Annotated in this window: 8 protein-coding genes and 3 pseudogenes; 4 read left to right on the top strand and 7 right to left on the bottom strand. The window is 43.8% G+C overall.

Annotation, left to right across the window (positions count from 1 at the left end; translation table 11 throughout):
- Window positions 1-273 (top strand): annotated as a pseudogene (locus VZ94_RS29725) (hypothetical protein); the annotation flags it as partial.
- A complete protein-coding gene (locus VZ94_RS18935) occupies window positions 266-679 on the top strand; it encodes a hypothetical protein (RefSeq protein WP_239650087.1) in 414 nt (137 codons plus the stop codon). The pseudogene VZ94_RS29725 and the gene VZ94_RS18935, both read left to right, overlap by 8 nt.
- A 272-nt stretch (window positions 680-951) precedes the next feature.
- On the opposite strand, the gene VZ94_RS18930 is transcribed toward VZ94_RS18935, so the two are convergent.
- The 7 genes and pseudogenes from VZ94_RS18930 to VZ94_RS18900 all read right to left on the bottom strand — a co-directional run bounded on the left by VZ94_RS18930 (window position 952) and on the right by VZ94_RS18900 (window position 8,148).
- Window positions 952-3,501, bottom strand: coding sequence for a DUF748 domain-containing protein (locus VZ94_RS18930; protein WP_052700751.1), 2,550 nt, complete (start codon window positions 3,499-3,501; stop codon window positions 952-954).
- On the bottom strand, window positions 3,485-3,883 hold the full coding sequence (locus VZ94_RS18925) for a DUF748 domain-containing protein (RefSeq protein WP_045780424.1): 399 nt from the start codon (window positions 3,881-3,883) through the stop codon (window positions 3,485-3,487). Before VZ94_RS18925 ends, VZ94_RS18930 begins: the two co-directional genes overlap by 17 nt.
- Window positions 3,884-3,908: 25 nt before the next feature.
- Window positions 3,909-5,074, bottom strand: a pseudogene (locus VZ94_RS18920) (ammonium transporter).
- Window positions 5,075-5,215: 141 nt separating this feature from the next.
- Window positions 5,216-5,555, bottom strand: a pseudogene (glnK, locus tag VZ94_RS18915) (P-II family nitrogen regulator).
- Window positions 5,556-5,645: 90 nt separating this feature from the next.
- Window positions 5,646-6,287 (bottom strand): retropepsin-like aspartic protease family protein, encoded by a 642-nt coding sequence (locus tag VZ94_RS23735; RefSeq protein WP_052700750.1) that lies wholly within the window; start codon window positions 6,285-6,287, stop codon window positions 5,646-5,648.
- Window position 6,288: 1 nt separating this feature from the next.
- Window positions 6,289-6,978, bottom strand: coding sequence for an SHOCT domain-containing protein (locus VZ94_RS18905; RefSeq protein ID WP_239650086.1), 690 nt, complete (start codon window positions 6,976-6,978; stop codon window positions 6,289-6,291).
- A 288-nt stretch (window positions 6,979-7,266) separates the two neighbouring features.
- Window positions 7,267-8,148, bottom strand: a complete 882-nt coding sequence (locus tag VZ94_RS18900; RefSeq protein WP_045780423.1) for a LysR family transcriptional regulator — start codon at window positions 8,146-8,148, stop codon at window positions 7,267-7,269.
- A gap of 184 nt (window positions 8,149-8,332) precedes the next feature.
- Here VZ94_RS18900 and VZ94_RS18895 point away from each other — a divergent pair, with 184 nt between their 5' ends.
- On the top strand, window positions 8,333-8,899 hold the full coding sequence (locus VZ94_RS18895) for a YceI family protein (RefSeq protein WP_045780422.1): 567 nt from the start codon (window positions 8,333-8,335) through the stop codon (window positions 8,897-8,899).
- A gap of 77 nt (window positions 8,900-8,976) precedes the next feature.
- Window positions 8,977-9,834 (top strand): pirin family protein, encoded by an 858-nt coding sequence (locus tag VZ94_RS18890; RefSeq protein WP_045780421.1) that lies wholly within the window; start codon window positions 8,977-8,979, stop codon window positions 9,832-9,834.
- Window positions 9,835-10,093: the final 259 nt, after the last annotated feature.

Here is a 10,093-nt window from a genome sequence, read left to right as displayed (position 1 = left end):
GGGTGGCGGGTTAAAATTATTTTGCTAACGATATTTTATTTTTTAGGTAAGCATATGAACATTACACAACCTACGCTCGATGACATTTGGCGACTATTTCAAGAAACAAATCGCCAATTTCAAGAAACAAGTCGTCAATTTCAAGAGACAGATCGTAAATTTCAAGAAACGGATCGTATATATAAAGAACTCGCTAACGATTTGTTTGCTAGCCAAAAAGAAACTAATCGCTTATTCAAGGAAACGAATAAAAAAATTAGGCGATTTGGGTAACCGGTTAGGTGAGTTCGTACAGGAAATGGTTAGACCCGCCGTGGTACGGTTGTTTCGTGAACGTGGAATTGAAGTGCATCAGGTGATGCGCAATATTGAAGCGTTTAACGATGACGACGCGATAGAAATCGATTTGCTGGTCATTAATCAGCAACAAGCGATTGCTGTGGAATGTAAAAGCCGGTTGTCTATCGAAGATGTTAATGCGCACTTAGTACGATTGGATAAGTTTAAACACCTTTTTTCTCATTACCATAATTTAAACTTAATGGGTGCCGTCGCTGGCATGGTAGTACCTGACGAAGTGGCTAAACACGCTTACCGCCAAGGCTTGTTTGTGTTAGCGCAAAACGGTGATGCTATATGGATTCGTAATGATGACAAGTTCAGCCCTAAGTTTTGGTAATGGCTTGTTGGTCGTGTTTTTGAACGTAAAAGTTATTTTACTCGCTAGTTAACGCCAATACGCTGGTTAAGCCAGCATCACTAGTAGTATTTTGTACCGCAGGGTCTAGGATATATACCCGTTCTTGCGCTATACCCCCTTGTTTGACGATGAATTTCGCAATGGCTTGGGCGCGTGCAGCCGCTAAGTCTTTTAGGCGTTGTTGTTCTGGGTTGATAATTTGGAGTAGCTTTTGTTTGGCAATGTCGAAAAAACTAATCGTCGGATTTATTTTAATGTCGGGGGTAGGGGCGTCGGATTTTTCGGCTAAGAGCGGGAATTTTTTCTTGGTACATCGAGGTTAATAAGCGCTGGTAGTCGGTTTGGGTTAATTCGACATATTCTGGGCGGATTTTAATTTGATTTTTTTGGTTTAGCTCATCGGCTCTACGGATTTTCAATTGGTCGTATAAGGCGTCATCGCTAATCGCTGGCCAATCTTGTTGCTGATATGTTGTGCCTTTGATTTCAAGACTGAGTTCAGGCCGCTCAGTTAGTGCTTTAGATAGTTCTAATAGTTTTTTTTGCTCATCGGCTGATAAGTCAGCACTGCCCGGTTTAAACATTACATGACTGAATTGTTTGTCATCGCCTAATAACGATGCTAAGGCGTTAAACGGCGAAGCGACGATTTTTCCTAGGGCATTGACAACAGCATCGGTGATAATCGCGCCGATATTGAATTTAGGGTCTTCTAAGCTGCCGGTGATGGGGACGTCGAATTTAATTCTGCCATTAGAATCTTTCAGTAATGCGACGGCTAGCTTAATCGGTATCGATACGGCGTCAGGATTGTCGATTTTTTCGCCTAATTCAAATTGGTCTATCAGCAAATTATTGCTTGCCGTTAGTTTTTTATTAGCGACTTTATAGTCAAGTGCTAACGACATTTTACCTTTTTCGACTTTATAGCCAGCGAATTGCACCATGTAAGGTGAGACTAGCGGCATAGGCAAGCCCTTGAAGTTAATTTTTACATCGTAATTACCAATATAAGGGCTAATTTTGCCTGTTAAGTCAACAGGCGCTAAATCATAAGCATTACCGGCTAGCTTGATATTAAATACAGCTTTTTGTTCGGATGAAATACCTTGGGCGCCGCCATTTAGTCCTTGCACATGAGCAGAAAATGGCAAAATTAACGATAAATCGGTAAAGTCAGACGAGCCATCGACAATCGCCAGCTTGGTTAAGTTGAATTGAACCGGCGTGGTGGGGTTGGGCGTTTTTACTTCAGTTGTGGCAGGCGGCTTTGTTTGGGGTAGCAATAAGCCAGAAAAGTTAGTGGTTTTATCTTTGCGTATCGTGGCGCGGATATAGGGTTGATTTATCGTTAACGCATTTGCCGTATAGCGTTGTTCAGGATAAGCCAGGCTTAACTCGCTAAGGCTTAATTGCTGCCATTTGATAAAGTCTTTATGCACGATTTGGTCACGGGTTAAAAAATCGACAATGTCGGTGCGACCGGTAAAGTGCATAGTAAAACGAGAGTCGTTAGCAAGCGCTAGCTTACCGTTAATCGATAACAAACCGTCTATGACGTCTAAGTGAATAAACTGGTCGTAGTAGGTTTGAAAATGCGCTAAGTCTAAGTCTTTTAAGTTTAACTCAATAGTAGCGGCTAATGGACTAAGCCGTACATCGCCGTGTACCGCAAGTAAACCACCTGATTTTAATCCTGCGCTTAGTTTTATTGGCAATTTGTTGTGAAAATCTGAGCTGAATTGATTCAGCGATAAATTGATAGGCGTTAATATCAGGCTATGCGGTTTAGTGAATTGCTTATTTTCAAACTGCAGCGTGGCTTGTTTAACGTTTATTTCGTTGATTTGATAAGACCAGTTAGTTGCAGATGAATGTTCGGTTTTGCCAGAAGGTGCGGTGTTATCGGAATGTAACAGCTGTTGATAATTGAGTAAGCCGTTTTCATTTAGCCAGGCTTTAATCGTGCTACCTTCTAGGGTTAAACGTTTTGCGTTGACGGTGTGATTATTTAAGTTTAGCGCAATACCGTTAATGCTTAAGTCGGGAAGGCTAATCAGTTCAGTTTGCTTATCGTTTAATTGTAGTTGTTTGCCCGTTATATCGGCTTTTATCACAGCATTTAAGCCAGACTTAGCCGGTGATAGTTGCAGTTCGCTGGTTAAGTCTAATTCGTTAGCTGCGAGTTGTAATTTGTTTAAGGCTAAATTCAGTGTTTGGTTATGTACAGTGGTTTTTTTGGTGCTGATTTGCCAATGGTTAGGTGCATAATCAACCGTTAAATCGGTAGTTAAGCGCATCGCGTCTAGTTGAGCTAACCAATCAGGGCTAACGTATTGCAAATGCCGTGCGCTTAGCACAGTATTGGACATGTTTAGTTTTAACTGTTGGTCTGCGTACTGTAGTTGGTAGTCTAAGGCTAAATCAAGCTCAGCTTGCAGCGGTTGTTCATGCAAGGCTTTTAACATGGCATGATGTAGCGGTAAGCCGTTAAGGTCTAAATGCCCCGTAGATTTTAGCGGCAATAATGACAGCGAGCCGATCCAGGCTAGCTTAATACCCGATGACGTTGCCGCGTCTAAGCGCAGTTTAGTATTGGATTGGTCAGCGAGTGTGAAATCAGAGACGGTGATATTAATGGGGTCTAGGGTTTCGCTATTATCTTTGTCTAAGCGTTCATCACGCCAGGTTAACTGTCCATTACTGAGCAGCAGCTTGTTAATAGTGAGTGGGAAATCAATGTTACTGTCTTGAGTATCCGTTTTATTGTCAGCTGGTAGTAGGCTATCGATATTGAGCACGCCGTTTTTGGCTTTGCTTAAAAAAAATCTGTGGTTTGTTGAGCTTAACCTGTTCAATCACTAACGCGCGTTTAGCCAGGCCAGCGCGAATATCTAAGGCTAGGGTTAATTCCTCTAATTGGATTATGGGCTTGTGCTCTGTGTCATTAAGCGTTACTCCAGTAACGCTTAATGACAATGGGAAATAATGAATTTGAAAGTCGCTAAGCGATGAGTCTATTTTGAGTTGTTGCTGTGCTAGGTCATGCCAATGAGTTTTTAACCACCAGGGTAGCGTGACAAAAAACACCGCTAAACTTGTCAAAACGACTACTAAGCCAATTAAGCATGTGGTTAAGCTTTTAATCGCTAAGCGTTTAATAGTGCCATGCTTAATTTTCATAATCCCTCAGCGTAGTCAACGTGGCTTATAAATCCACATAGCCTGTTTCTTCGTGCAATACGACATCTAGGCCTTGAACTTCTTCATCAGCGCTGACGCGTAAGCCTAAGCGATTTTCTAAGACTTTTAGGATTAATAAACTCATGCCGGCGCTCCAAATAATGGTCACGACAATCGCTAAAGCTTGTACGCTAACTTGATGAATCACACTAACGCCATCTGCAAGCCCTAAACCGCCTAAACTTTTAGCAGCAAATACGCCGGTTAACAACGAGCCGGTAATCCCCCCGATACCGTGCACCGGGAACACATCTAACGAGTCGTCGATTTTCAACGTACGTTTAACATATTGCGTAGCATAAAAACAAATACAGCCTGCTGTTGCTCCTATCACTAATCCGCCTAATGGGCCGACATAACCGGATGCGGGCGTAATGGTACCTAAACCTGCCACCATACCGGTAACAATACCTAACACACTAGGTTTGCCAAAGCGGCGCCATTCAATAATCATCCACATTAAAGAACCTGATGCTGCACCGATATGCGTCACTAACATCGTCATACCGGCATGACCGTCAGCCGTTAATGCGCTACCGGCGTTAAAGCCAAACCAGCCTACCCATAACATGCCTGCACCTGTGACGACCATCGTCATGTTATGGGGTGGCATCGCCGTGGTAGGGAAACCTTTACGATTGCCCATGACTAAAGCTGACACTAGCGCTGCAACACCGGCATTAACGTGAATCACAATCCCGCCAGCAAAATCCATAGCGCCTAGTTTTGCTAGCCAACCACCACCCCACAGCCAATGACACACGGTATGTAGACCAAAATTAGCCATAAGCCACTAAACCACAACATGGATGAGAATTTCATGCGTTCAGCAAACGCACCAATAATCAGCGCCGGGCTGATAATGGCGAAGGTCATTTGAAACATAAAATACACAGCTTCTGGAATATCGCCGGTTAATGACTCTGTGGTCAGGGTTGGCAGAAACGCCTTGCTAATACCGCCGATAAACGCTTGTGCTTGACCTCCATCGGAAAATGCTAAGCTATAACCCCCAGCTAACCATAAAATCGACACTAAGCAAGTAATCGCAAAACATTGCATAAATACCGATAACACGTTTTTAGAGCGTACTAAGCCGGCATAAAACAGCGACAAGCCTGGAATAGTCATAAACAACACCCAAGCGGTTGCGCTTAGTACCCAAACCGTGTTGGCTTGGTTAATGCCGTCAGCCAATACGATAGTAGGTAATAAGAAAAAGCCTATTAATAGGCTTATTTTTAGCTTTCCTGTCATTGTCTATACCTTAGCTTAAATAGCGTCTTCGCCGGTTTCTCCGGTTCTAATGCGTATCACTTGGTCTAAACTGGTGACAAAGATTTTACCGTCGCCAATTTTACCGGTATTGGCGGATTTGATAATAGCATCAATGGCTTGTTCTAAAATATCGTCGGAAACGGCGATTTCTAATTTAACTTTAGGTAAAAAATCAACGACATATTCAGCACCACGGTAAAGCTCGGTATGACCTTTTTTGTCGGCCAAAGCCTTTGACTTCTGTTGACGTGACACCGGCCACACCAATTTCAGATAAGGCTTCTCTTACATCATCCATTTTAAATGGTTTAATAATCGCTGTGATAAGTTTCATAAGTGACTCCTGGTTAGTTTTATTGTTATTTGGGTGATTGTTGATTCACGCCCGCGAATTATAACTAAACGTGACCTAATGTCGGCAAACTCATTTCGTATAAATTGTTTTGCAGGGGCTTGAATTCTCACAAACAAGGGTTTTACGCCAATCTCTAGCGTGCTTAGGGGGAGGTTGTGGGACGAAGTTGGCTTGATTTTGATGCTTTGTCACAGGGGTAACCGAAGCGGTATCGGTTAACGTTAATATCATTGTGTTATTTTGCACGACGATATTAAACCACTTCAGTGTGTTCATACCGATTAAGACTTCATCTAAACTAAAACTGACCGAAGCCGGTAAATTTTTTAGTTCTGCGTCGCCTAGTTTAAGACTGGCAATATCAGTAGACATGATGACGGCAGTGCCATTGGCTGTTTGGCTACTGCCTAGCTGTCCTATCGGTAAACCGGCTTGTTTAGCTAATGCGACAGGAATAACGGTGTGGGTAGCGCCAGTGTCTATCATGAAAGGCATGGCTATATCGTTAATTAGCACCGTGCCTCTAAAGTGGCCTTGTCTATCGGCGTGTAAGACCAGCCCGCCTGCGATTAGCTCAGGTTTTTGCGCGGATAACAACCCCAAGCCGCTGCTCAGTGCGCCCGCTTTGTTATCGATGACGTGTTTTTTAACTTGATCGGCTAATTGCCATAGCGTGACTAGCATAAACAAAGCAAAAACAAGATTCTTCATTTTACAATCTAGCTAATAACTCAGCTTTTTTACGGTTAAACTCATCTTCGCTGATAATGCCTTTAGCTTTTAATGAGGCTAATTTTTCTAGCGTGGCAAAAATGTCGCTGTCTTGCTCTTGTTCGGGTATTACAGTGGGTTGTGCTGGGCTGAAAGGCTGGTTATCGATGGAAATAATCGGCAGACTGTTGACATCGACCACGCCATATTGACTAGTAAAGCTGATTGAACCCGTGCCTGATTGTTGTTGCGAAAAACCACCAATTTGATGATTCAGCGTGTCATATAACGTGACATGTCCATTGTTTTCTATTGCCAGTCGATTAATTGCGGCGAAGTAGGCATAACGCATTTGGTTTTGCGAACCTGTGCTGGTCGGGTTTTGTAAGCCATCAGGCCACCAATTGTAAGCCGCCGTTGAATTAAATCCAGAATGTGTAACGGGCGGTGGCGCTTGCCAAAGATCAGAACGACTTGCGATGATATTGGCTATTTCATAACAAAGCTGGTCAATCGTTTGCTTTAAACCATGATTAAACATATCGCCAACCATAATCATGCCACCCGACATCCATTGTCCCATGCCACCTAAATCGGGGTGATTAAATTGCGCCATGCCGCCATTACCATTTGTCACCGCGATAAACAACTCCATGACCGCATCACGGCTTAAGCCGTAACGTTTGTGCAAGCTGGTTAATAAGGTTATAGCCTTCTGGGGTTAATTGTTTCATGCTCGATGCTCATTGAGGGAAGTGAAACCCAGTGTACTTGAATCTTAGGCTAAAAGCACTGTGCGTTAGCAAGGTGGTAGGGTTATGTCTAAGAAGTGGCTACTAATTTTATTAGAGACAGGTCATTCACAACGTATAACGTCAGGGATGGCATTTAGCAGGGCAACGCAGGAGCAGTTGGCGATGAGCGGTTTTATGTCGCCCTAAACGCCCTGTCCCGTCTTAAGTGTGTAGCCTGATTTTAATTAACTTGATGCTGCTGTTAACAACTCAGCCAATCGCTTTACACCGGGTCCCGCAAAATCTGCGCGAGTTACAATCAGATAGAGGGCGGTTTCACGAATCACACCTTCTTGCAACGGCAATGGCTTTAATAATCCAGTCGCTAATTCATTCTGAATTTGTTCTTCAGGTAACCAGGCAAAGCCATAGCCGTTTGATACCGCTTCAATCGATGTGCCAATGTGGCTGACTGTCCAGCGTTGATTGACTTCTACAGTTAACGTTTTTTGATTTCGTTTGCTACCGGAATCGCGCACCACGATATGGCGATAATTGCGTAAATCCCGATAGGTTAATGTTTGCTGTTGTTGGTGTATGGGATGGTCATACCGTGCGACGGCTATTATTTTGACTCGACAGAGTAGGTTGCCTAAAAATCCTGATGGCACTACCGGGGATATAGCCAAATCAACGTGTCCGCCCAGCAGTGCATCGGCCGTACCACCTAACACCGATTCTATCAACTCAATACGAGTATTAGGATGTTCTAGGCTAAAACGATTCAAGCAAGCCAATAATCGATTCGATGGAAACAAGATTTCGACAGCTAACGTTATCGTGGCATCCCAACCTGAAGACAGCTTATGCGCGGCTTGTTCTAGCTCAGTAGCCTCGCTGACTAACGCTAACGCGCGCCGGTATAGCATGTGCCCAGTGTCTGTTAATACGGCTTTACGTCCTTGAATCTCAAAAGCTTTAACGCCGAGTAAGGTTTCAATTTTTTGTACAGCGTAGGTTACCGCTGATTGGCTTTTATTGAGTTTTTCAGCGGCTTGGGCATAACCACCGGTATCGACGACTTCAATCAGAGCACGCCATTGATCCAGAGTAATATGAGGATGCACAGAATCTATCCAATAAACTAATCATTATTAGGCAATTATTATACTTTTTTATCGAACAATTAACGTATTAAATAACGCCCATATCGTTCCAACGTTGTCGGGTTACGCTACCGCTAACCCGATCTACGGAATAATATTTCATAACACACAAGCCATTTTTTATTTAACCAAAGGAGTTTTAACCATGAAATCTTCTATTCTATTATCACTAGCCGCTTTATTTTCTACTACTGTTTTGGCTGCACCGGAAAGTTATATTATTGATAATACCCATACGTTACCGCGCTTTTCTTACAACCACATGGGTTATTCCACTCAGCTTAGCCGATTTGATAAAACTACAGGCAAAATCGTGTTGGATCGTGAAGCGCATACCGGCTCGGTTGACGTAAATATTGATGCTACCTCGGTTAGTACCGGGTCAGCTTTGTTTAATGAGCATATACAAGGCGTCGATTTTCTCGACACTGCACACTATCCGACGATGACGTTCACGTCAAACAAGCTGAATTTCCAACGTGATACGCTGGTAAGTGTCGAAGGCACGCTAACGCTAAAAGGTATTAGTAAACCTGTTACGTTGACGGTGACATCATTTCAGTGCATGCCTAATCCGATATTGATGAAAAATGCTTGCGGCGCGAATGCAACGACTCTGCTTAAACGCACGGATTTTAATATGGGGAAATATGCCCCGTTTGTCAGTGATGAAGTGACCGTAACTATTCCGGTTGAGGCTATTAAAGAATAGGGCATTGAGCATAACCGCGCCGCTGGCCGAATGTATAACGCTGGCAGATTGCCACCATAGAACGATAAGGAGTTTATATGAACACTAGAACACTTCAACAATTCATTCCTGCAATCGCTATGTCTGACGGTGGTGGCGTGAAGCTTTTGCGCAGTTTAGGACAAAACCAGACTTTGCGCGTCGACCCCTTTTTAATGCTTGATGAATTTTGTTCCGCTAATCCTGATGACTATATCGCTGGTTTTCCCAGTCATCCGCATCGAGGCTTTGAAACAGTGACTTATATGTTAGAGGGTCACATGCTGCACGAAGACCATTTGGGGAATAAAGGCAATCTTAAAAGCGGCGGCGCGCAATGGATGACAGCAGGACGCGGTATTATTCATTCTGAAATGCCACAGCAGGAAAGTGGACGTATGCGCGGCTTTCAATTGTGGATTAATTTACCAGCCAAAGAAAAAATGAAGCCCGCGCATTATCAAGATATTCAGCCCGAACAGATTCCGTTGCATGTTTTACCAGACGGTGGTGACATTAAAGTGATTGCCGGTTGTGCAGACATTGGCGGCAGTAAAGTTTATGGTCCGATTCAAAGTTTAAGTACTGAACCGTTGTTTCTGGACGTTCGGTTACCGGCGCAGAGTGGGTTTTCGCAAACCATTGCCGAGGCTCATAATGCGTTTATTTATCCCTATGAAGGCACTGTTGCGATAGGTATGGCTGAACAGCATCGCATATTAGAAGTACACACGGCAGGTGTATTATCCAATGGCGAGCAAATTGTCGTTCGCACCACCGACCAGTCAGCACGTTTTCTGTTACTGGCAGGTCGGCCATTACGGGAACCTGTGGTGCAATATGGGCCATTTGTGATGAACACGCGCGAGGAAATCGAGCAAGCTATGAGTGATTATAAAAATGGCCAACTGGCATAAAAGATAGATTTGAAACGGTCGCATTCGATTTTTAGGTAGGTAGGGCGCGCTGTGCGCACCTTTTAACATCATAAAAAATTAATGAAAAAGGTGTGCATAGCGCAACTTAGGCTACCCACTTAAGCCGGGACAGGGCATTCAGAGAGCAGGTGTCGGCAGCAGGGATGCTGCCGCCAAATCTACAGGGACGTATTTACGGCGTCCTTCACTCTGATAACGCCAGGGATGGCGTGTAGTAGGGCAGCGCAGGAGCAGTTGC

The sequence above is a fragment of the Methylocucumis oryzae genome (genome assembly GCF_000963695.1).
GTDB lineage: Bacteria > Pseudomonadota > Gammaproteobacteria > Methylococcales > Methylomonadaceae > Methylovulum > Methylovulum oryzae.
Note: the sequence above shows the minus strand (reverse complement) of the source record. Positions and strands in the feature narration are given on the sequence as shown.

Coding starts and splice junctions, on each gene's coding strand:
- VZ94_RS18890 (WP_045780421.1), top strand. CDS start 8,977: ATGAACACTAGAACACTTCAACAATTCATTCCTGCAATCGCTATGTCT.
- VZ94_RS18925 (WP_045780424.1), bottom strand. CDS start 3,883: ATGAAAATTAAGCATGGCACTATTAAACGCTTAGCGATTAAAAGCTTA.
- VZ94_RS18895 (WP_045780422.1), top strand. CDS start 8,333: ATGAAATCTTCTATTCTATTATCACTAGCCGCTTTATTTTCTACTACT.
- VZ94_RS23735 (WP_052700750.1), bottom strand. CDS start 6,287: ATGAAGAATCTTGTTTTTGCTTTGTTTATGCTAGTCACGCTATGGCAA.